At 66.8% G+C, this 20,566-nt stretch carries 19 protein-coding genes; 9 read left to right on the top strand and 10 right to left on the bottom strand.

Annotation, left to right across the window (positions count from 1 at the left end; genetic code table 11):
* Nucleotides 1-36 precede the first annotated feature (36 nt).
* Nucleotides 37-1,395 carry an MFS transporter gene (locus tag JYG37_RS25285; RefSeq protein WP_124639023.1) on the bottom strand — a complete coding sequence of 453 codons (1,359 nt, stop codon included), beginning with the start codon at nucleotides 1,393-1,395 and terminating at the stop codon, nucleotides 37-39.
* Nucleotides 1,396-1,526: 131 nt separating this feature from the next.
* A complete protein-coding gene (locus tag JYG37_RS25280; protein ID WP_089489919.1) occupies nucleotides 1,527-3,278 on the bottom strand; it encodes an IlvD/Edd family dehydratase in 1,752 nt (583 codons plus the stop codon).
* Between the two features lie 114 nt (nucleotides 3,279-3,392).
* Here JYG37_RS25280 and JYG37_RS25275 point away from each other — a divergent pair, with 114 nt between their 5' ends.
* Nucleotides 3,393-4,343, top strand: coding sequence for a LysR substrate-binding domain-containing protein (locus JYG37_RS25275; RefSeq protein ID WP_050013434.1), 951 nt, complete (start codon nucleotides 3,393-3,395; stop codon nucleotides 4,341-4,343).
* 18 nt (nucleotides 4,344-4,361) lie between these two features.
* On the opposite strand, the gene JYG37_RS25270 is transcribed toward JYG37_RS25275, so the two are convergent.
* The gene (locus JYG37_RS25270) at nucleotides 4,362-4,838 is read right to left on the bottom strand and encodes an OsmC family protein (protein WP_050013435.1); all 477 of its coding nucleotides are present in this window, start codon (nucleotides 4,836-4,838) and stop codon (nucleotides 4,362-4,364) included.
* A 140-nt stretch (nucleotides 4,839-4,978) separates the two neighbouring features.
* Here JYG37_RS25270 and JYG37_RS25265 point away from each other — a divergent pair, with 140 nt between their 5' ends.
* Entirely contained in the window at nucleotides 4,979-5,620 is a 642-nt protein-coding gene (locus tag JYG37_RS25265) for a GntR family transcriptional regulator (RefSeq protein ID WP_050013436.1), read from the top strand.
* 43 nt (nucleotides 5,621-5,663) lie between these two features.
* On the opposite strand, the gene JYG37_RS25260 is transcribed toward JYG37_RS25265, so the two are convergent.
* A complete protein-coding gene (locus tag JYG37_RS25260; RefSeq protein WP_213346140.1) occupies nucleotides 5,664-6,371 on the bottom strand; it encodes a TetR/AcrR family transcriptional regulator in 708 nt (235 codons plus the stop codon).
* A 142-nt stretch (nucleotides 6,372-6,513) separates the two neighbouring features.
* A complete protein-coding gene (locus JYG37_RS25255; RefSeq protein ID WP_050013438.1) occupies nucleotides 6,514-7,569 on the bottom strand; it encodes a LacI family DNA-binding transcriptional regulator in 1,056 nt (351 codons plus the stop codon).
* A 188-nt stretch (nucleotides 7,570-7,757) separates the two neighbouring features.
* Between JYG37_RS25255 and JYG37_RS25250 the strand changes: the two genes are divergently transcribed.
* The 5 genes from JYG37_RS25250 to JYG37_RS25230 all read left to right on the top strand — a co-directional run bounded on the left by JYG37_RS25250 (nucleotide 7,758) and on the right by JYG37_RS25230 (nucleotide 14,120).
* A complete protein-coding gene (locus JYG37_RS25250) occupies nucleotides 7,758-8,915 on the top strand; it encodes an ABC transporter ATP-binding protein (protein WP_050013439.1) in 1,158 nt (385 codons plus the stop codon).
* Between the two features lie 9 nt (nucleotides 8,916-8,924).
* Nucleotides 8,925-10,919 (top strand): beta-galactosidase, encoded by a 1,995-nt coding sequence (locus JYG37_RS25245; RefSeq protein WP_213346139.1) that lies wholly within the window; start codon nucleotides 8,925-8,927, stop codon nucleotides 10,917-10,919.
* 68 nt (nucleotides 10,920-10,987) lie between these two features.
* On the top strand, nucleotides 10,988-12,247 hold the full coding sequence (locus JYG37_RS25240; RefSeq protein ID WP_124631372.1) for an ABC transporter substrate-binding protein: 1,260 nt from the start codon (nucleotides 10,988-10,990) through the stop codon (nucleotides 12,245-12,247).
* A gap of 55 nt (nucleotides 12,248-12,302) precedes the next feature.
* On the top strand, nucleotides 12,303-13,247 hold the full coding sequence (locus JYG37_RS25235; protein WP_050013442.1) for a carbohydrate ABC transporter permease: 945 nt from the start codon (nucleotides 12,303-12,305) through the stop codon (nucleotides 13,245-13,247).
* A gap of 21 nt (nucleotides 13,248-13,268) precedes the next feature.
* Complete coding sequence (locus tag JYG37_RS25230; protein WP_050013443.1) at nucleotides 13,269-14,120, top strand: carbohydrate ABC transporter permease; 852 nt, start codon at nucleotides 13,269-13,271, stop codon at nucleotides 14,118-14,120.
* Nucleotides 14,121-14,306: 186 nt separating this feature from the next.
* Here the strand turns inward: JYG37_RS25230 and JYG37_RS25225 are convergent, their stop codons facing one another.
* Nucleotides 14,307-15,260, bottom strand: a complete 954-nt coding sequence (locus JYG37_RS25225; RefSeq protein WP_089489925.1) for an aromatic alcohol reductase — start codon at nucleotides 15,258-15,260, stop codon at nucleotides 14,307-14,309.
* A gap of 93 nt (nucleotides 15,261-15,353) precedes the next feature.
* Here JYG37_RS25225 and JYG37_RS25220 point away from each other — a divergent pair, with 93 nt between their 5' ends.
* Complete coding sequence (locus tag JYG37_RS25220) at nucleotides 15,354-15,767, top strand: winged helix-turn-helix transcriptional regulator (protein ID WP_050013445.1); 414 nt, start codon at nucleotides 15,354-15,356, stop codon at nucleotides 15,765-15,767.
* A 175-nt stretch (nucleotides 15,768-15,942) separates the two neighbouring features.
* Here the strand turns inward: JYG37_RS25220 and JYG37_RS25215 are convergent, their stop codons facing one another.
* Nucleotides 15,943-16,341: a nuclear transport factor 2 family protein gene (locus JYG37_RS25215; protein ID WP_080334230.1), complete on the bottom strand. Its 399-nt coding sequence runs from the start codon at nucleotides 16,339-16,341 to the stop codon at nucleotides 15,943-15,945.
* Between the two features lie 81 nt (nucleotides 16,342-16,422).
* On the opposite strand from JYG37_RS25215, the gene JYG37_RS25210 reads away from it, so the two are divergent.
* On the top strand, nucleotides 16,423-17,364 hold the full coding sequence (locus JYG37_RS25210) for a LysR substrate-binding domain-containing protein (RefSeq protein WP_213346138.1): 942 nt from the start codon (nucleotides 16,423-16,425) through the stop codon (nucleotides 17,362-17,364).
* Between the two features lie 80 nt (nucleotides 17,365-17,444).
* Here the strand turns inward: JYG37_RS25210 and JYG37_RS25205 are convergent, their stop codons facing one another.
* From JYG37_RS25205 to glcC, 3 genes are all read right to left on the bottom strand, one after another.
* On the bottom strand, nucleotides 17,445-17,828 hold the full coding sequence (locus JYG37_RS25205; RefSeq protein WP_050013447.1) for a hypothetical protein: 384 nt from the start codon (nucleotides 17,826-17,828) through the stop codon (nucleotides 17,445-17,447).
* Nucleotides 17,829-18,001: 173 nt separating this feature from the next.
* The gene (locus tag JYG37_RS25200) at nucleotides 18,002-19,468 is read right to left on the bottom strand and encodes a DEAD/DEAH box helicase (RefSeq protein WP_124631373.1); all 1,467 of its coding nucleotides are present in this window, start codon (nucleotides 19,466-19,468) and stop codon (nucleotides 18,002-18,004) included.
* A gap of 61 nt (nucleotides 19,469-19,529) precedes the next feature.
* Nucleotides 19,530-20,300 carry a transcriptional regulator GlcC gene (gene glcC, locus JYG37_RS25195; RefSeq protein WP_174432547.1) on the bottom strand — a complete coding sequence of 257 codons (771 nt, stop codon included), beginning with the start codon at nucleotides 20,298-20,300 and terminating at the stop codon, nucleotides 19,530-19,532.
* Nucleotides 20,301-20,566: the final 266 nt, after the last annotated feature.

The raw sequence follows: 20,566 nt of genomic DNA, 5'->3' as shown, positions 1-20,566 counted from the left end.
TCGGTCGAATCGGCGTTCAGCCGGAAAACAAGGCGTTCAGGATTCGCGGGCGAATGCGCCCGCGGCCGGCTCGGGCGCGCGCAGCGCGGCCCGGACCACGAACGTCATCAGCACCGCGAACAGCAGCGTCGCCGCGAGAAAGTACAGGCCGGCCGCGAGGCTGCCGGTCGATGCCTTGATCAGCCCGATCCCGTACGGCCCGACGTAGCCGCCGAGATTCGCGAGCGAATTGATCGCGGCGATGCCGACCGCGGCGCTCGTGCCGGCCAGGAATTCGCCGGGCAGCGCCCACACGACGGCCTGGATCGAATAGAGCGAGAACGCGGTCAGGCAGATGAACATGAATTGCAGCGCCGGCTGCCGCACCCACGCGCTCGCGGCCATCGTCACGGCGGCGGCCGCCGACACGACGACGATGTGCCAGTAGCGCTCGCGCTTGCGATCCGAATGGCGCGGCACGACGAGCAGGCCGACCACCGCGAACAGGTAGGGCACGGCGGACAGCAGGCCGGTCGTCGCATCGCCGGCGCCGAACGCGTGGATGATCGTCGGCAGCCACAGCGACAGCCCGTAGATGCACAGCGGGAACGGCAGGAACAGCGCGGCGAGCAGCAGCACGCGGCGGTCGCGCAACGCGGCGAGCGGATTGCCGTGCGAATCGGGGCGATACGTGTCGCGGTCGGCGGCGAGCTGCCGCGCGATCCAGCGGCGTTCGTCGTCGTTCAGCCAGCGCGCATGCGCCGGCGATTCGGGCAACAGCCGCAGCGTCGGCCATGCGAGCAGCACGGCCGGCAAGCCGCTGACGACGAACAGTGTCTGCCAGTCCGACAGGCCGAACCACCCGTGCGTCGACAGCAGCCATCCGGCGAGCGGCCCGGTGACGATACCGGCGAGCGGCTGCGCGAGCACGAGCAGGCCGATCACGCGGGCGCGATCCCGCATCGGGAACCATTGCGTGAGGAAGTACAGGATGCCGGGATAGAGGCCGGCTTCGGCCGCGCCGAGCAGGAAGCGCAGCATGTAGAAGCTGGTCGGCCCCTGCACGAGCGCCATCGCCATCGTGATCACGCCCCACGTCGCGAGGATGCGCGCGAACCACACGCGTGCGCCGAAGCGGCCGAGCGCGAGGTTGCTCGGCACCTCGCACAGGAAGTAGCCGATGAAGAACAGTCCGGCGCCGAGCCCGTACGCGGCGTCGCCGAGGCCGATCGCCGCGTTCATGTGGAGCTTCGCGAAGCCGACGACGGTACGGTCGACGTACGCGACCACGTAGATCAGCGCGAGGAACGGCACCAGCTTGCGCGTGAGCAGGCGGGTCAGTTGCCGTTCGTCGACGGCTGCCGGCGAATCGGACTGTTCCGCCGCGGCCTGCGCGGGCGTGTACTGCGTCGTCATCTTGTCTCCTGTCGGCCCACGTTAGCGCTTCAGCGCTTACGTGGGCCCCATGCTTCGCGGTCGGCCCATGCTAGCGCTTCAGCGCTTACGCGGGCCGTATCTCTGCACAACCGGCGGTCACCGCCCGCCACTCAATGCGAATGGCTCGGCACGTCCGCGCCGCGCATGCCGACCAGGAAGTCGAGGTCGCACCCCTCGTCGGCCTGCAGCACGTGATCGATATACAGCCGTGCGTAACCGCCCTTGCCGAGCTGCCCGGCCACGCCCGGCGCCGCGGTCGGATCGACGTCCGACAGGCGGCGCTGCAGCTCCTCGTCCGTAATGTCCAGATGCAGCGTGCCGGCCTCGCAGTCGAGTTCGATCCAGTCGCCGTTGCGCACGGCAGCAAGCGGCCCACCGGCCGCGGCTTCCGGCGCGACGTGCAGCACGACCGTGCCGTACGCGGTGCCGCTCATCCGCGCATCGGAAATCCGCACCATGTCCTTCACGCCCTGGCGCAGCAGCTTCGGCGGCAGCCCCATGTTGCCGACCTCGGCCATGCCCGGATAACCGCGCGGCCCGCAATTCTTCAGCACCATCACCGAGCTCGCGTCGATGTCGAGCGCTTCGTCGTTGATCGTCGCCTTGTAGTGGTCGAGGTTCTCGAACACCACCGCGCGGCCGCGATGCTTCAGCAGTTCGGGGCTCGCCGCCGACGGTTTCAGCACCGCGCCGCGCGGCGCGAGATTGCCGCGCAGGATGCAGATCCCGCCGTCCGCGATCAGCGGGCGGTCAAGCGGACGGATCACTTCATCGTCGTAGTTCGGCGCTTCGCGCACGTTGTCCCACAGCGACTTGCCGTTCACGGTCAGCGCGTCCGGGTGCGGCAGCAGCCCGCCTTCGCCGAGCCGGCGCAGCACGGCCGGCAGGCCGCCCGCGTAATAGAACTCTTCCATCAGGAAGCGCCCCGACGGCATCAGGTCGACGATCGTCGGCGTGTCGCGGCCGATGCGCATCCAGTCTTCCAGTTCGAGCGGCACGCCGATGCGGCCGGCGATCGCCTTCAGGTGAATCACCGCATTGGTCGAACCGCCGATCGCCGCGTTCGCGCGGATCGCGTTCTCGAACGCCGCGCGCGTCAGGATCTTCGACAGCACGAGCCCTTCGAGCGCCATCTCGACGATCCGGATACCCGACATGTGCGCGAGCACGTAGCGGCGCGAATCGACGGCCGGAATCGCCGCGTTGTGCGGCAGCGCGACGCCGAGCGCCTCGGCCATGCACGCCATCGTCGACGCGGTGCCCATCGTGTTGCAGGTGCCGGCCGAGCGCGACATCCCGGCTTCGGCCGACAGGAAGTGATGCACGTCGATCTCGCCGGCCTTCAGCGCTTCGTGCAACTGCCACACGGCCGTGCCCGAACCGATGTTCTTGCCCTCGAGCTTGCCGTTCAGCATCGGGCCGCCCGACACGACGATCGCCGGCACGTCGCAGCTTGCCGCGCCCATCAGCAGCGCGGGCGTCGTCTTGTCGCAGCCGGCGAGCAGCACGACCGCGTCGATCGGGTTGCCGCGGATCGCTTCCTCGACGTCCATCGACGCAAGATTGCGCGTGAGCATCGCGGACGGGCGCAGGTTCGATTCACCGTTCGAGAACACCGGGAACTCGACCGGGAAGCCGCCCGCTTCCGAGATGCCGCGCTTCACGTGCTCGGCGAGCTTGCGAAAGTGCGCGTTGCACGGCGTCAGTTCGGACCACGTGTTGCAGATGCCGATGATCGGCCGGCCGTCGAATTCGTGATCGGGAATGCCCTGGTTCTTCATCCAGCTTCGGTACATGAAGCCGTTCTTGTCGTTCGTGCCGAACCATTGAGCGGAGCGCAGCCTGGGTTTTGTTGCCGACATCGTCAGTCCTGTGGTGACGGGATACCGGCGCAGTCTAGGCAGAATTTTGATAACTGGCTAATGACGATTTAGGCGATTACGATATCGATTCAGATATCGATATAAACCCGTACGATGACCGAAGCCAGCCCGTGGGGAAACCGCGCCCGCCTGAAGACGCGCCAGTTGCTGCTGCTCGTCGCGCTCGCCGACGAAGGCAGCATTCACCGCGCGGCGGCCGCGCTGAACATGACGCAGCCGGCCGCGTCGAAGCTGCTGCGCGAACTCGAGGAATCGATCGGCGCGGTGCTGTTCGAGCGCCTGCCGCGCGGGATGCGGCCGACGCTGTACGGCGACGCGCTGATCCGCCACGCGCGCGCGGCGCTCGGCAGCCTCGACCAGGCGCGCGAGGAGCTGGCCGCGCTAAAGGCCGGGCATCTCGGCCACGTCGCCGTGGGGGCGATCACGTCGCCGGGCCTGCGGCTCGTGCCGCCGGCCGTCGCCGCGGTGAAGGGCACGCATGCGGGCCTGCACGTGTCGGTCGAGATCGACACCAGCAACGTGCTGCTCGAACACCTCGCTCAGGAAAAGATCGACATCGTGCTCGGCCGGCTGTCCGCCGAACACGACAAGCTGCGCCTGCGCTACGAACCGCTGACCGGCGAGTCGGTGGCCGCCGTCGTGCGGCCCGGCCACCCGCTGCTCGCGCAGGCGCCGCTGTCGCTCGCAGACGTGCAGCGCGCCGCGTGGGTCGTGCCGCCGGCCGGCAGCGTGCTGCGTCACCGCTTCGAGCTCGTGTTCCAGCGCGCGAGCCTCGCGCCGCCGGCGAACGTCGTCGAGACGGCCGCGCTGCTGTTCATCACGCAATTGATCGAGCAGAGCGACATGATCGCGGTGCTCGCCGAGGACGTCGCGCACTACTACGCGCGGCACGGCATCGTCACGGTGCTGCCGCTGGAGATGGATTGCCGGATGGACGATTTCGGGCTCATCACGCGCACCGACCGGCTGCATTCGCCGGCCGTCGCGGTGATGGTCGATGCGATTCGGGCCGCGGCGCGGGAGGTTTACGGCGTCGCGCCGTGACTGTGCAGCTGCGGTTGCCTACTCCGCGGCAAACTCGACCACCGGTTCGCAGCGAATCGGGAAGTTGACCGAATTCGCGATGTAGCACTGCGCATGCGCATCGTGATGCAGATGCGCGGCCCGTTCGCGATCGTCGCCGGCCCGGATCGTCACCTGCGGCCGCAGCACGATCTCGGTGAAGCGGCCCGCTCCGGCGCCGTCGACCATCATGCCTTCCGCGTGGTCGACGTAGGCCAGTACGCGGATGCCGGCCTCCGCGCACAGATGCAGATACCAGAGCTTGTGGCATGCCGACGCCGACGCGAGCAGCAGGTCTTCGGGGTTCCAGCGCGCCGCGTCGCCGCGGAACGCCGGGTCCGACGAACCGGGGATATCCGGCTTCGAACCGGCGCGGATCACGTGATCGCGGCCGTACTCGCGATACCCCGACGTGCCGGTGCCGCGATTGCCCGTCCACTCCACTGCGACGCGATAGTGATGTTCACCCGATGCCATCTCGCTCTCCATTGATGTCGGTTGTCTTGACCGGTCCGAACGGGCCGGACGCCGTTACGTGAAGCCCGCCGGTGATCGCCATTCTGGCACCGGATCGTCGTTTGGTATACCATTATTCCAAAATAACGGAACACGCAGGCATGGAAGCCAAACTCGACTCCACCGCTGACGCGGTCGCCGCGTCGCTGCGCGACATGATCATCAACGGCGAGCTGGCGGCCGGCGAGCGGCTCGTCGAGCGCGACCTGGCCGAACGGTTCGGCATCAGCCGAATTCCGATGCGCGAAGCGATCCAGCGGCTCGAACGCGAAGGCTTGCTCGATATCTTCAGGAATCGCGGCGCGGTCGTACGGACGCTGAGCGCGTCCGACGTGCAGGAAATCTACGATTTGCGCGTGCTGCTCGAAGGCGATGCGATCTACCGCAGCGTGAAGCGGCTCGACGACGAGACGCTCGCGCGCGCCGAACTCGTGCATCGGCTGCTCGGCGATGCGACGGCGCCGCGCCGGCAAGGCGAGCTGAACCGCGAATTCCACGCGTTGCTGTATGCGTGCTGCGGCAACGCGCGGCAGTTGAAGTCGATCGCGGAGCTGCGCAGCCAGGTCGAACGTTACGAGCGCCTGCAGGCCACCCTGCTCGCGGATACGCCGTCGTTCCAGGTCGATCACGAAGAGATTCTGCAGGCATGTCGCGAACGCAATGCGCGGGCGGCACGCGCGATGACCGTCGCGCATCTCGATTCGGCGCGACGCACCGTGCTGCGGCTCGTCGAAGGTGGTTGAGGCCGGCGCGACGATGCGCGCGGCCCACATCGTCAGCGGGATATCAGCGTGAAGCGCGGCGCTTGCCGGTTTTCGTGGGCGCCGGCGCAGGAGATTGCGCCATGTCCGTGATGTGCCGCAGCGCGATTTCACGCCAGAGCGCGAATGCGGCCCGCGCCACGGCAGGGTCACTGCCCGTCACGACATCGATGGTCAACCCGCGGATCATCGATCCGGCCAGTAACTGCAATTGCGTGATCTTGAGCGCAATCGCACGATCGAAACCCGCGACGGCATCGTCCATCAATGCGCGAAACCCCTCGCCGAACGGCCTGAGGATACGCGTCACCGCCTCGTCGAGCTCCTTGTCGGCGCGCCGCGCCAACTGGATCTCCATGCTGGCGGCGAATAGCGGCGTGCCGATGAGCACGCCCGCGACATCGAGCATCCGGTCGATCCGCTCGAGCGGCGTCGTGGCGCTGCGCGCCGCGCGTTCGAACTGCGCGAAGCGATCGCCGGTGAGCCGTTCCTGCACCGCGGCCATCAATTCCGCCTTGGTCGGAAACTGGTGCTGCATGGCGCCCATGCTGACGTCGGCCTCGCGCCGGATCGCGAGCGTCGTCGCACCAGAATAGCCTTCCCTGTGCAGCAGCGATATCGCGGCGGCAATGACGCGCTCACGCGTCGCCTGGCTGCGCTCCGCCTGCGTGGGCCGGCGTGCGCGCGCCGTGCCGGAAGCCGATGCCGTACCTGTCTTGACGGTTTTCTTCATTCACGTATTGGATCGAGCGCCGAAGCGGGCGCGGGTCGGCGGTCTGGCGTAGCCGCCGGCTGGCTGGGTCGCTGCCGGCGGCTGTCCACGGATGCGAATTCTACCAACGAACCTCGCGCCGCCACCTGGCCGGTTCGCGGCCTTACGTGCGGCGCGACCGCCCGGCACGGTGCGGTGCGCGGCCGTGCACCGGCCCCGTCGTACCGCGCACCGCCAGCGTCGGCGGTGACGCGACCCGCACGCGCGATGCGTCGTCACCCCGCCCGCCCGCCTCGCGCAGCGTATTGAGCAATTCGACCGCGATACCGGCCGCCTCGGCGGTCGGGATCGCGACGGTCGTCAGCGTGGGCCGCGTGTCGCGGGCGAGATGGATGTCGGTGATGCCGACGATCGACAGATCGTCGGGCACGCGCCGGCCGCGATCGGCCGCCGCGTGCATCGCGCCGATCGCCGGCAGGTCGTTGGTCGCGACGAGCGCGGTCAGCTCGGGATGCGCATCGAGCAACTGCCCGGCCGCGCGCACGCCGCCCTCGATCGAATCGTGCCCGGCGCCGACGCGCGACGCGTCCAGCCCGGCTTCGCGCATCACGTCGACGCAGCCGTCGTAGCGCGCGGCCTGCACGCCGTTTGCCGACCCGCCGACGATCACGCCGATCTCGCGATGGCCGAGTTCGAGCAGATGCCGGGTCGCGATCCGCCCCGCCTCGCGGAAATCGATCGCCACGCATGGCAGCCCGTCGGGCGGCGCCTCGGGCCGCTCCCACAGGCACAGCACGACCGGCACACCGCGCCGCGCGACGTCGAGCAGATCCGGCAGATGCAGGTTCGCGTTGGTCACGAGAATTCCTTCGGAGACCGTGCCGGCGATCTGGTCGAGATACGCTCGCCCCTGCAACGGATCTTCGTTCGTGTTGCAGACGATCAGGAACTGCCCGTTGCGGCGCACCGCGCGCTCGACCGCCAGCGCGAACTCCGGATAGAACGGGTTCGCGATGCTCGATACCATCAGCGCGACCGTCGGCGCGCGCCCTTCCGCCAGCGCCCGCGCGGCGAGATGCGGCCGATAGCCGAGCGCGTCGACCGCTTCGAGCACCCGCGCGCGCGTCGCGTCGCCCACCCGGCCGCGGTCGCGCAGCACGTTCGACACCGTCGCGGCCGTCACGCCGGCGCGGCGCGCCACTTCATCCAGTGTTGCCATCGCTTACCCACTATATGAGACGTCGATCCAGTATTTGCTTCGCTCACCGAAGCGGCGCACTATCGCCGCACACCTTGCCGCCCGCCAACGGGCGCGACTCGGCCGCGATCGCATCGCCCCTTTTTTTGATCGCGGTGATTAAGCGCTTAATCAAGTCGTACGGCGCATTAAAACATGGAGCGGAGACAATGGCGAGCATCTCGATGCGACGCGTGCAGAAAGCCTACGGCGAGCACGCGCCGGTCATTCGCGACGTCGATCTGGAGATCGGCGCGCACGAGTTCTGCGTGTTTCTCGGGCCGTCCGGATGCGGGAAATCGACGCTGCTGCGCATGATCGCCGGGCTCGAGGATCTGAGCGCCGGCGAGTTGTCGATCGACGGCCGCCGCGTCGACGACGTGCCGGCCGCCCAGCGCGGCGTCGCGATGGTGTTCCAGAGCTACGCGCTGTTTCCGCACATGACGGTGTACGAGAACATGGCGTTCGGGCTGAAGCTCGCGCGCGTGCCGAAGGCCGAGATCGACCGGAAGGTGCGCGACGCCGCGCGCATCCTGCAGCTCGACACGCTGCTCGAGCGCAAGCCGAAGGCGCTGTCCGGCGGCCAGCGGCAGCGCGTCGCGATCGGCCGCGCGATCGTGCGCGAGCCCGGCGTGTTCCTGTTCGACGAACCGCTGTCGAACCTCGACGCGGCCTTGCGCGGCCAGACCCGCATCGAGATCGCGCGGCTGCATCGTCAGTTCGAACGCGCGAGCGTCGTCTACGTGACGCACGACCAGACCGAGGCGATGACACTCGCCGACAAGATCGTGCTGCTGCACGCCGGCGCGGATACCGCACAGCACGGCAGCATCGCGCAGGTCGGCGCGCCGCTCGACCTCTACCACCATCCGGCCAGCCGCTTCGTCGCGGGCTTCATCGGCTCGCCGCGGATGAACTTCCTGCCGGCCGTCGTGACCGCATGCGACGCGCGTCGCACGGCCGTCACGCTCGTGCCGTCCGGCGAAACCTTCGTGCTGCCGCGCGACGGCTCGGCGCTCTCCGCCGGCGCCGCCGTGACGCTCGGCATCCGCCCCGAACACCTGACGCTCGGCGCCGCGCCCGACGCGACGACGCTCGCGCGCGACGTCGCGCTCGTCGAACGCCTGGGCGAGCAGACCTACGTGCACCTCGATCCGGCCGGCCAGCCGAACGCGACGCCACTGATCGCGAAAGTGCCCGGCGACGCGCAGGTGCGCACCGGCGAACGCGTGCACGTGCACGCGCCGGCCGCGGCCTGCCACCTGTTCACCGAAGACGGCCGCGCGGCGCCCGCGTGCGCCGACCTTCCCGTCCACCACTACGCATAAGGATCGGGCATGCGCCTCGGAGTCTGTTACTACCCGGAACACTGGCCGGAATCGATGTGGGCCGACGACGCCCGCCGGATGAAAGCGCTCGGCATCGAGCAGGTGCGGATCGCCGAATTCGCGTGGAGCCGCATCGAGCCGTCGCCGGGCGAATACGACTGGGGCTGGCTCGACCGCGCGGTCGACGTGCTCGGCGCGGCCGGCCTCGAGATCGTGATGTGCACGCCGACCGCGACGCCGCCGAAATGGCTGGTCGACCGCCATCCCGATATCCTCGCGATCGGCGCCGACGGCCGGCCGCGCGCGTTCGGCTCGCGCCGCCACTACGACTTCTCGTCGCCGACCTATCTCGAAGCGTCGCGCCAGATCTGCACGGCGGTCGCCGAACGCTACGGCCGCCACCCGGCCGTGCGCTACTGGCAGACCGACAACGAGCTGGGTTGCCACCAGACCGTCGTCAGCTACTCGCCGGCCGCGCTCGTGCGCTTTCGCGAATGGCTGAAAGCGCGCTACGGCACGATCAGCGCGCTGAACCGCGCGTGGGGCACCGTGTTCTGGAGCATGGAGTATCGCCATTTCGACGAAGTCGACGCGCCGGTGGGCACCGTGACCGAAGCCCATCCGTCGCATCGCCTCGACTACCGGCGCTTCGCGTCCGACGAGCTCGCGCGCTATCACCGGATGCAGGTCGACGTGATCCGCGCGCACTCGCCGGGCCGCGTCGTCGCGCACAACTTCATGCAGCTGTTCACCGAGTTCGATCACTACGAAGTCGCGCGCGACCTCGACGTCGCGACGTGGGACAGCTATCCGCTCGGCGCGCTCGAGGAGCTGTGGTTCGCGCCCGACGTGAAGGCGCGCTGGCTGCGTACCGGCCATCCCGATTTCGCGTCGTTCAATCACGATCTCTATCGCGGCATGTCGAAGCTGCCGTTCTGGGTGATGGAGCAGCAGCCGGGCCCGGTGAACTGGGCGCACTGGAACCCCGCGCCGCTGCCGGGCATGGTGCGGCTGTGGAGCTGGGAAGCGTTCGCGCACGGCGCCGGCTGCGTATCGTACTTCCGCTGGCGGCAGGCGCCGTTCGCGCAGGAGCAGATGCACGCGGGCCTGAACACCCCCGACAACCGGCTCGACGAAGGCGGCCGCGAAGCGCAGCGCGTCGCGCAGGAAATCGCCGCCGTGCTCGACGCCGGCGCGGATGCCGACGCAACCGGCCCGGTGCGCGCGCCGGTCGCGCTGGTGTTCGACTACGAAGCGAAATGGCTGTTCGAAGTGCAGCCGCAGGGCGCCGATTTCCACTACCCGCGTTTCGCGTTCGAGTACTACTCGGCGCTGCGCTCGCTCGGCCTCGACGTCGACATCGTGTCCGCGCATGCGCCGCTCGACGGCTACCGGCTCGTCGTCGTGCCGCCGCTGCCGGTCGTGCCGGACGATTTCGCGTCGCGGCTCGCCGCGTCGGGTGCGCACGCGGTGTTCGGCCCGCGCACCGGCTCGAAGACGGCCGACCTGCAGATTCCGCCGGCGCTGCCGCCCGGCCCGCTCGCATCGATCCTGCCGGTACGCGTGTGGCGCGTCGAATCGCTGCGGCCGAACCTGACCGAACGGATCGATGGCACGCTGCGCGACGGCTCGCCGCTCGCGGGCGAAGCGCGTCACTGGCGCGACCTCGTCGAATTGAACGACGACGGCGCCCGCTGCGTCGTGCACGCACGCTTCGCCGACGGCCATCCGGCCTGCGTGTCGCACGGCACGCTGCACTACTGGGCCGCGCTGTTCGACGACGCGACCACCGCGCGGCTGTTCGCCGATGTCGCAGCCGTTGCGGGCCTGGCCCCGACGCCGCTCGGCGACACCGTGCGCGTGAGCCGGCGCGGCGGCCTGACCTACGTATTCAACTATCGCGACACGCCGCATGCGATCGACGGCGTACCGCCGTCCGCGTTCGTGGTCGGCGCCGCGCAGGTCGAGCCGCAAGGCGTGGCCGTGTATCGAAGCCGTTCGTAGCAACCGCCCCCGGCGCCGCCACGCGCCGGGTCACGCACAAACAACGACACACAGGACTGGAGACACTCATGACCCATCGCCCCCTTCGCGTCGCTGCCCGCCTGGCGAGCGCCGCCGCCATCGCGTTCGCGTCGTTCGGCGCGACGACGCCCGCCGATGCCGGCACGCTGACCATCAACATCGCGTTCAAGGGCGCGAGCCAGCGCGCCGTGTGGCAATCGACGATCGAAGCGTTCCACAAGGCCCATCCCGACATCGACGTGAAGCCGACCTTCGTCGACGAGGAAGCGTACAAGGTGCAGCTCCCCGCGTGGCTCACGACCGTCGCGCCGGACGTCGTGAACTGGCACGCGGGCGAGCGGATGGCGTACTACGCGAAGCGCGGACTGTTCGAGGACCTGAGCGGCGACTGGACGAAGAACGGCTGGGACGCGATGTACGCGTCGACGCGCAGCGCGTCGTCGTATAACGGCAAGCAGTACGCGGCGCCGACCGTCTACTACTCGTGGGGCCTCTTCTACCGCAAGGACCTGTTCCGCAAGGTCGGCATCGCCGACGAACCGAAGACCTGGGACCAGTTTCTCGATGCGTGCAAGAAGCTGAAGGCGGCCGGCATCACGCCGATCGCGATCGGCGGCCGCGACGCGTGGACGCTCGCCGGCTGGTTCGACTATCTCGACCTGCGCCTGAACGGCAACGCGTTCCACCAGCAGCTGATGGCCGGCGACGTACCGTACACCGACCCGCGCGTGAAGAAGGTCTACACGACGTGGAAATCGCTGATCGACTCGGGCTACTTCATCGACAACGCGCTGTCCTACGATCTCGACGGCGCGCAGCCGTTCCTGTTCCAGGGCAAGGCCGCGATGATGCTGATGGGCACCTTCATCGCGGCCGGCTTTCCGCCGAACGTGAAGCCGGAAATGGGCTACTACCGCTTCCCCGTCATCGACCCGAAGGTGCCGACCGCCGAGGACGGCCCGGTCGAATCGCTGCACATCCCGACCAAGGCGAAGAACAAGGCCGACGCGCACACGTTCCTCGCATTCGTCGAAACGCCCGAGATCGGCGCGAAACTCGCCGAAGGGCTCGGTTCGCTGTCGGCCAACAGCAAGTCGCCGGAGCCGGCCGATCCGATCTCGCGGATCGGCTTCCGGATCCTCGCCGACACGAAGGGCGGCGTCGCGCAGTTCTACGACCGCGACATGACGAAGGAAATGGCCGACGAGGGGATGAAGGGCATGCAGCAGTTCGTCTCGAATCCCGCGCAGCTCGACACGGTGCTCGCGCAACTCGAACAGACCCGCAAGCGGATCTACAAGAAGTGACCGCGTGACCCAACCGGCGGCGGCGCGCCGCCGTGTCCGTTTCAGGAGGCTTGCCGTGTCCAGTCCGATCGCGTCCCCCCCGCCCGCCGGCGCCGCGCCGCCGTCGCGCGGCTCATCCGCCGACGCATTGCCCGCGCGCCGCCCGTCGCCCGCCGTGCGGCGGCAACGGCGCGCCGCGTGGCTCTTTCTCGCACCGGCCTGCGCGATGGTGGCCGTCTATGTGATCTGGCCGATCCTGTCGACGCTATGGCTGAGCCTGTACAACTGGGACGGGATGACCGAGCGCACCTTCGTCGGCCTCGCGAACTACGCGGAGTTGCTGCATGCGCCGACGTTCTACACGGCGCTGCGCAACAACGTGATCTGGCTCGTGCTGTTCATGCTCGCGCCGCCGCTCGGCCTCGCGCTCGCGCTCTACCTGAACCAGGCGGTCGGCGGCATCCGGCTCGTGAAGTCGCTGTTCTTCGCACCGTTCGTGCTGTCGGGCGTGGTCGTCGGGCTGATCTTCTCGTGGTTCTACGATCCGACCTTCGGGCTGCTCGCGCTCATCGCCGGGCACGGCATCCCGGTGCTCGGCGACGCGCGCTACGCGACCTTCGGCATCGTGTTGGCCGCGCTGTGGCCGCAAACGGCGTACTGCATGATCCTGTACCTGACCGGCCTCACGTCGGTCAACCCGGAACAGATCGAAGCCGCACGGATGGAAGGCGCGCGCGGCTTCGCGCTGCTGTGGCACGTCGTGCTGCCGCAGCTGCGGCCGACCACGTTCATGGCGATCGTCGTCACCGTGATCGGCGCGCTGCGCAGCTTCGACCTGATCTCGGTGATGACGGGCGGCGGCCCGTTCGAGAGCTCGACCGTGCTCGCGTATTACATGTACGACCAGGCGATCAAGTACTACCGGCTCGGCTATTCCGCGTCGATCGCGGTCGTGCTGTTCGCGATCATGCTCGTCTACATCGCGTTCCAGTTGCGCCGCATGCTGCGCAACGAACAGTGACCTTTCGGGAGTTCATTCATCATGTTTCCGACACCCGTTGCCCACTGGAAGCCGGTATCGCGCCGGCTGTACAAGCTGTCGCTGCCCGTCGCGCTCGTGATCTGGCTGCTGCCGATGATCGCCGTGTTCGTCACGTCGGTGCGCTCGACCGAGGAACTCGTCGAAGGCCATTACTGGGGCTGGCCGCGGCATTTCTCGATGATCGAGAACTATCGCGACGCGCTGACCACGTCGCCGATGCTGCACTACTTCTGGAACAGCGTGCAGATCACGGTGCCGTCGGTCGTCGGCTCGATCGCGCTCGCGGCGATGGCCGGCTTCGCGCTCGCGACGTACCGGTTTCGCGGCAATACCGCGCTGTTCGGCACGTTCGTCGCCGGCAACTTCGTGCCGGTGCAGGTGCTGATGATTCCGGTACGCGACCTGTCGCTGCGCCTCGGCGTGTTCAATACCGTCGAAGCGCTGATCCTGTTTCACGTCGCGTTTCAGACGGGGTTCTGCACGCTGTTCCTGCGCAACTTCATCAAGCAGCTGCCGTTCGAACTGATCGAGGCGGCGCGCATCGAAGGCGCGGGCGAATGGACGGTGTTCTGGCGCATCGTGCTGCCGCTGATCCGGCCGGCGCTGGCCGCGCTCGCGATTCTCGTGTTCACGTTCGTGTGGAACGATTACTTCTGGGCGCTGTGCCTCACGCAAGGCGACGAGGCCGCGCCGATCACGGCGGGTGTCGCGGCGTTGAAGGGGCAATGGACGACGTCATGGAATCTGGTATCGGCCGGGTCGATCCTCGCCGCGCTGCCGTCGGTCGCGATGTTCTTCGCGATGCAGAAGCATTTCGTCGCGGGGCTCACGTTCGGCGCGACGAAAGGCTGAACGCGCGCCGGTTGCGTTTTCGCATCTCCCCCTCCGCATCGTGAGGTTGCCCGCTTCGGCGGGCTTTTTTCATGCCTTGCGGGTTGGGCGGATGTCGGTTGGTGAGCCTGATCCGCCATCCCGGCTTCAACGCTGTCGACGATCGCCTGTCGTCGATGCCGTTTATCCGGATGGTCGGGCTTGCGATTACTCGCCGCGACCCGAAGCGAGGTTGGCATGGATCCACGACGCCACGTCGGTGACCGGGATGGCGTGGCGTTGATTGAACGTCCCGCTCTTGTCCCATGCGACGCCCCGCCCTTGAGCAAATGCCGCACGGTACTTGCGCATCATGTTGTTCGGATCGCGCGCCAGCTCGTCGAGCAAATACTGCTCACTCCATACCGAACGGCTGAAGGGACGGCCGAGGCCCGCTTCCAGCTTGTCGGCGACCTCCCCGTAAGTCACGGTGTCGCCGGCCAGATACACGATCTCGTTCCGGATACGGGGTTCGGCGAACACGATCGCGGCAGTCAGCGCGCCGATATCGTCGGGCGTCGTCAGCGTCACGGCGGTGTCGAGGCTACCCAGCGCGTGGACTGCGTCGTTTTTCAGGTCGACTACGCCGAAGTCCGGCTCGAATAGATAGCTCGTGAACATGCCGGTCGAGATGACGACCCACTCGGTCTCGTGCTGACTACGCAGCAATTCGCGCACGTCCAGCTGGGCGTCGAAGATGTCCTGCGGACTACCGCGACCGATCACGTCGAAATCGACGCCGAACTGCCAGGGGAAGTACCTCGGGATGCGCGCCTGCAACGCAGCCCGCGCCAACTTCATCGGCGTGTCGATGCCGGCTGTAATGCCCGCGCAACCGATTACCGTGTCATATCGCGCGAACAGGGCGGCGAGTTCATCGATGGAATGCTTCACGAAATCGCCTACGACGATCTCGATTCCAAGCGCGCGAATCTCCGCGATATCATGCCGCTTGGCGGGTGCGCTGGACTCGAGGGCACTCGCGCGCAGCAGCACGCTGACCTTCGCGCCGGCGACGTCCTTCGCTCTACGTGCAAGATTGCGGAGTACCGGGAGGCCGAGTTCGCCGGCACCGAGCACGAGGATGTTCCGAGAAGTCGCGTGAGGGTCTGTTGGGTTCATCGTCCAGCCTGCTGAGGAATGTGTTGCACGCAGTCTAGCGATGCACGGACATGTATGAAAGAAGGTACACGCGTGATACTGGGAGCCGGATAGTTGGATCGAGACGAACTTCTCCGATATTCGCAGACCGTGTGTGACGGCCTGCGAGACGATGATGACGGGTTGCGGCGGGAGGTGCTCGCCCATGCCGGAAGCCGTTGGTCGCTCGGTGTCGTCCACACGCTCGGCGTGTACGGCAGACTGCGCCATGCGGAAATCGGCAGGCGCATGCACGGGGTGACTCAGCGCATGTTGACGCGCACGTTACGGCAGCTCGAGCGTGACGGCCTGGTGCTCCGTCACGATTTCGAAGAAGTACCGCCTAGAGTCGAATACGAGTTGTCCGACACGGGCATGGACCTGCTCGTCAGGATGGTTCCGCTGTGGACCTGGATCGTCGAGAATGCGGACCGCTTCCGGGAAGCGAGGCAGAATTTCGACAGAGCGCACCGCGACACAGACGCGTAGCTTGCCGGGATTTCGACGCGCTTCGCAGATGGGTACGACTTCGATCGACATCGGTCGTCGAGACATATTTCGACCTGCTGACAAAACCTGGGAGACAGCGTCCGCGGAAGTTTGGCGTCGTGCGGAACTGCCGTCCGCACACGCCAGCCTTCGGCATCGAGCGACACCGATTCGACTACGCGTACTTGTCGCCGACCGTACTGCGAATCGGATGGGTGTCGTAGACGATGATCATCCGTTCGATGAGCCCCGCAGTGTCGAACTCGAACACGTCGACGCACTCGAAGTGCGCCACCGAACCGTCGTTCAGCGCCCAGTCGTAGATGAAGTAACCTGTCGCACGTCGAGCGCCGGTCGTGCTGACGCAGATATCGATCGGTGTAATCTTGCTTTCTCCGGATACGGCGGCGACCTTCGAAAAGAAGGGCCCGGGGTGCATCCAGCCGAGAAATGGCGAGAAAATCCGCGCGTCCGGCGTGAATAGCGCGCAGATGGCGCCGACATCGCCGCGCTCCAGTTCCCGCAGGTAAGCGCGAACCTGTTCCGTGTAGAGTGATTCCGACGTTGAGCCCAAAATTATCCTCCGATCGTTCGTCGACAACCCGTTCATTCGCCAGAACAGGGCATCCGGTAGACGCACGATAGCGACGCACCGATGACCGAACAATCGAAAAATTTGCATCCCGGGTATGCGGCGCATGCATATCCGCTGGCCGACCTGACGCGGCCGCTCCCGCCGCTGGCGGCAATTCAGTCGTTCGTCGCCGCGGCGCAACTGGGCAGCGTCAGCAAGGCCGCGGATCATCTATGCCGCACGCAAGGCGCGGTGAGCCGCCAGATACAGCAGTTGGAAACGCATTATCGATGCGCACTCTTCGTGCGCCATGTCTCGGGGCTGACGTTGACGCCGGAAGGCAATGCACTGCTGACGGTCGCGGTCAACGTGCTCACGCAACTGGTTCAGCATGCGGATTCCCATGCACGGGCGACCTCGGTGCTCACGTTGAAGTTGCCGTCCACGTTCGCCGTTCGCTGGTTGCTCCCGCGGCTGCCGGACATTCATCGCGCGATGAGCGGCACGGAGCTGCGTATTTCGACCTCCGCGGACGACACGCCGGATTTCACGACGTCCGACGTCGACGCCATCGTCGTGCGCGGCACGGGACAGTGGACCGGTATGGAAGCAGTACCGCTCTTTTCCGAGCGGCTCACACCGATGTGCGCGCCCGCGTTGGCGACATCGCTGCGATCCGTTGCCGACCTTGCGCAGGTCGATTTGCTCCATCCCGGGCCCAGCCACGCAGAGTGGAGATGCTGGCTCGATCACGTGGGGGCACGCCAGACCGATGCGGGACGCGGGCTCGTATTCGATACCCTCGAATTGACGCTCGCGGCGTCGATGGAAGGACACGGCATTGCAATCGGCGACCCGCGAATGGCGAGAGACCGACTCCGTGCCGGATCGCTGGTGACCCCGTTTGAGGAAGTGGTTGAAGACGGCCTTTCCTACTTCCTCGTCTATCCGCCCCAACGGGCGGCACAACCGAAAATTCGGGCCCTCGCCGATATCTTGCTACGACTGGCGCGAGAAGATTGATCGATGGTCGAGCGTCCGATACGTGGTGCGAAGCCGACCTTCAAATCGCGCACCAACGTACCGACGAACGACGCGCCCGGTCAAAGATCCCCGCGCACTTCCCCGGTTCCCAACGCGCTCCGCTGCCGGTTGACCTCCGCCCACAGTTCATCGCTGTCGTCGTCGCGCAGCACGATCATCCAGTCCAGTTGCTCGTCGGTCACGCCGAAGTACGCCATAATTTCCCGCCGCACCCCATCGATGAACGCCGCGTATTCCGGCGTGGCCTGTGCCCGCGCGTGCAGTGCGTCGTATTCCGCATCGTCCACGCCGCCGCCCTGCTCGTCGATATAGCGCGAGATCCACTGGTCTCGTTCGTGGTCGTAATCGGCCTCGGCGCGCATCGCTTGCACAGCCGTGTAGAAATCCAGTTGGGCAAACGCGGCGATCGCCGCCGTTGTCGCCTCGTCGAATGTCGTCGTCATTCCATCTCTCACTTCAGTCATCGCACATCATGGGTCACGCGGCGAAGCCGCTATCGCGCGCGGTTTCAGGTCGCTCACGAGAAAACCGGCAGCGCTGTTCCGAACCACCCCTATGCGTTCACTGCATCGGACGGTTCGATCGTATCGGGCACTTTGAAAGGGAAGGATTCAGGCTACCTGGACGGTTTGCCAGGTTTGCCGCGACCACCAGCAGATTTACCGGCAGCCTTCCCCGGCGCCGGTTTGCCGGCCGGTTTGCCGGCCGGTTTGCTGCGCGGCTTGTGCACGCTGAACGGGCTGCCGATGGTGTAGTCCGGGCCTTGACCGGCACCATTGGCCGCCGCGTGCTGCACCCCAGGCTTGCGCTTGCCTTCGCCACCTTGCGTATGCGGCTTCTTGCCCGGCGTCTGCTTGGCCACCGGCCCAGCTTGCGGCACCTTCGGTTTCTTCGGCTTTTTGGGTTTCTTGATGATCTGGCCCGTCGCGCTGGTTTCCGGCACGCGGTGTTCGGCTTCGAAACCGGGCTCTTCCTCCCGGCGCAGCGTCTGCCGGATCAGCGCTTCGATCGCGGCCAGTTGTGGCGCTTCATCCGCGCACACGAGCGACACCGCGACGCCGCTGGCGCCCGCGCGGCCGGTCCGGCCGATACGGTGCACGTAGTCTTGCGCGACGATCGGCAGATCGACGTTGATCACCAGCGGCAGATCGTCGATATCGAGCCCGCGCGCCGCCACATCGGTGGCGACCAGCATCTGCACCTCACCCGTCTTGAAGCGCTCCAGCGCGCGCAAACGTGCGGGTTGCGGCTTGTCGCCGTGGATCGTATCGACCGCATAGCCGGCTTTCTCCAGCATCACCGCCAGATAGTCGACACCATTGCGGGTCTTGACGAACACCAGCGCGTGCTCCCACTTGTTCTGGGCCACCAGATGCATGAAGAGGTCGGGCTTGTTCCGCTTGTCGACCGGTACGACCCACTGCTTGATCTTGCTGGCCGTGGCGTTGGGCGGGCTGACGCTGATGTCGACCGGGCTGCGCAGAATGCCGGCCGCCAGCGTGCGGATTTCGTCGGAGAACGTCGCGGAGAACAGCAGCGTCTGGCGCTTGGCGGGCAACGCGGCAAACACCGCGTCGAGTTCGCGCGCGAAGCCGAGATCGAGCATGCGGTCGGCTTCATCGAGCACCAGCGTCTGGACCTGATCGAACTGCACGGCGTTCTGCCGATTGAGGTCGAGCAAGCGGCCGGGCGTCGCGACGAGCACGTCGACACCCTTGCGCAGCTTCATCATCTGAGGATTGATGCTCACCCCGCCGTACGCGGCCAGAAAGCGCAGATCGAGCCCCTTCCCGTACTCGACGAAGCTTTGCAGCACTTGCTCGGCCAGTTCGCGCGTGGGCACCAGCACCAGCACGCGCGCACGGTTGCTGGACACCGCCGGGCCGTGTTGGACGAGCCGTTGCAACAGCGGCAGCGCAAAGCCGGCCGTCTTGCCGGTGCCGGTCTGTGCGGCGGCCATGACGTCCTTGCCGCCGAGCACGACGGGAATCGCCTTGGCCTGCACCGGCGTGGGTGTCTGGTAATTGAGGCCCTGCAGATTACGCAGCAACGGCTCGATCAGGCCAAGCGAGGCAAAAGACATGGACGTGTTCCGGGCTAAAACCGCAATTCTAGCGGTTACCGCGTCGGCCAAGCCCGCCCGCTCATGTCCACCCTTCGAGCCGCAACGTCGAACGCACGAGCCGCTGTTCCTCCTGCTCGATCTCGCGCAGATAGTCGACGCACTGACGGATATGTTCGCTCGCGGCCTTGCGTGCCTGGTCGGGCAGCCGGCCGGTGACCGCGTTGTAGAGCCGCGCATGCTGGCGGTCGATCTGCTTCTTCAGCGGTTCGCGGTGATAGAGGTTGTTCACCGACGCGAACACCGAGCTGAGCAGCAGGTCGGTCAGCGACTGCAGCGTGTTGACGAGCACCGGGTTGTGCGATGCCTCGCAGATCGCCAGATGAAACGCGTGGTCGAGCTTCGCACGCGCAGCGGGATCGAGATCCTGCGCGTCGGCCGCCGTCATTTCCTCGTAGCGGCGCCGGATCAGGATGAAATCGGCCGGCGTACCGCGCAGCGCCGCGAGCCGGGCGGCCTCGGCCTCGAGCATCCCGCGCACCTCGAACAGGTCGTACAGCGTGCGCGGCTGCGAGCCGAGCAGATGCATCATCGGCGTGATCGCGCGCTGCGGGGTCAGGCTCGCGACGAACGAACCCTTGCCGTGCGCCGTGTCGATGATCCCGCGCGCGTGCAGCAGCTTCATGCCTTCGCGCACGGCCGTGCGCGATACGCCGAGCTTCTCGGTCAGCCGCCGCTCCGACGGCAACGCCTGCCCGGCCTTCAGCACGCCGTCGACGATCAACTGCTCGATCCGCTCGGCGACGACGTCGGCCACGCGCCGCGCCGGCCGCTCCCGATCCTGCATTTCCATACTGGTATGACCACTTTTGACGGATGCCGTCGATTTTCGCACAAAGCCTTGTCTCGATTGGGTTTTATCGATCATTCAGGAAACCAGGATCGATGCCTTTCCAAAAACTGGTACGACCACTGTCAAGACGGCTGGACAGGCCCGCGCGTCCCGCCAAGAATGCCGTCCATCCGGCGTGTCGCGCATCGCGCGGCCAACTGCCTGGTGGAGACGGAGACACACGATGAGTTTCATCTACGACGAACGGATCGACGGCCCGTTGGCGA

This window comes from Burkholderia sp. LAS2 (assembly GCF_018417615.1).
Classification (GTDB): Bacteria; Pseudomonadota; Gammaproteobacteria; order Burkholderiales; family Burkholderiaceae; genus Burkholderia; species Burkholderia sola.
The sequence above is the reverse complement of the archived record's forward strand: the minus strand, read 5'-3'. Positions and strand labels throughout refer to the sequence as shown.

What these genes read in the sequence shown, in the direction of transcription:
- JYG37_RS25285 (WP_124639023.1), bottom strand. Translation starts at nt 1,395, where the DNA reads ATGACGACGCAGTACACGCCCGCGCAGGCCGCGGCGGAACAGTCCGAT.
- JYG37_RS25280 (WP_089489919.1), bottom strand. Translation starts at nt 3,278, where the DNA reads ATGTCGGCAACAAAACCCAGGCTGCGCTCCGCTCAATGGTTCGGCACG.
- JYG37_RS25275 (WP_050013434.1), top strand. Translation starts at nt 3,393, where the DNA reads ATGACCGAAGCCAGCCCGTGGGGAAACCGCGCCCGCCTGAAGACGCGC.
- JYG37_RS25270 (WP_050013435.1), bottom strand. Translation starts at nt 4,838, where the DNA reads ATGGCATCGGGTGAACATCACTATCGCGTCGCAGTGGAGTGGACGGGC.
- JYG37_RS25265 (WP_050013436.1), top strand. Translation starts at nt 4,979, where the DNA reads ATGGAAGCCAAACTCGACTCCACCGCTGACGCGGTCGCCGCGTCGCTG.
- JYG37_RS25260 (WP_213346140.1), bottom strand. Translation starts at nt 6,371, where the DNA reads ATGAAGAAAACCGTCAAGACAGGTACGGCATCGGCTTCCGGCACGGCG.
- JYG37_RS25255 (WP_050013438.1), bottom strand. Translation starts at nt 7,569, where the DNA reads ATGGCAACACTGGATGAAGTGGCGCGCCGCGCCGGCGTGACGGCCGCG.
- JYG37_RS25250 (WP_050013439.1), top strand. Translation starts at nt 7,758, where the DNA reads ATGGCGAGCATCTCGATGCGACGCGTGCAGAAAGCCTACGGCGAGCAC.
- JYG37_RS25245 (WP_213346139.1), top strand. Translation starts at nt 8,925, where the DNA reads ATGCGCCTCGGAGTCTGTTACTACCCGGAACACTGGCCGGAATCGATG.
- JYG37_RS25240 (WP_124631372.1), top strand. Translation starts at nt 10,988, where the DNA reads ATGACCCATCGCCCCCTTCGCGTCGCTGCCCGCCTGGCGAGCGCCGCC.
- JYG37_RS25230 (WP_050013443.1), top strand. Translation starts at nt 13,269, where the DNA reads ATGTTTCCGACACCCGTTGCCCACTGGAAGCCGGTATCGCGCCGGCTG.
- JYG37_RS25225 (WP_089489925.1), bottom strand. Translation starts at nt 15,260, where the DNA reads ATGAACCCAACAGACCCTCACGCGACTTCTCGGAACATCCTCGTGCTC.
- JYG37_RS25210 (WP_213346138.1), top strand. Translation starts at nt 16,423, where the DNA reads ATGACCGAACAATCGAAAAATTTGCATCCCGGGTATGCGGCGCATGCA.
- JYG37_RS25205 (WP_050013447.1), bottom strand. Translation starts at nt 17,828, where the DNA reads ATGACGACGACATTCGACGAGGCGACAACGGCGGCGATCGCCGCGTTT.
- JYG37_RS25200 (WP_124631373.1), bottom strand. Translation starts at nt 19,468, where the DNA reads ATGTCTTTTGCCTCGCTTGGCCTGATCGAGCCGTTGCTGCGTAATCTG.
- glcC (WP_174432547.1), bottom strand. Translation starts at nt 20,300, where the DNA reads ATGGAAATGCAGGATCGGGAGCGGCCGGCGCGGCGCGTGGCCGACGTC.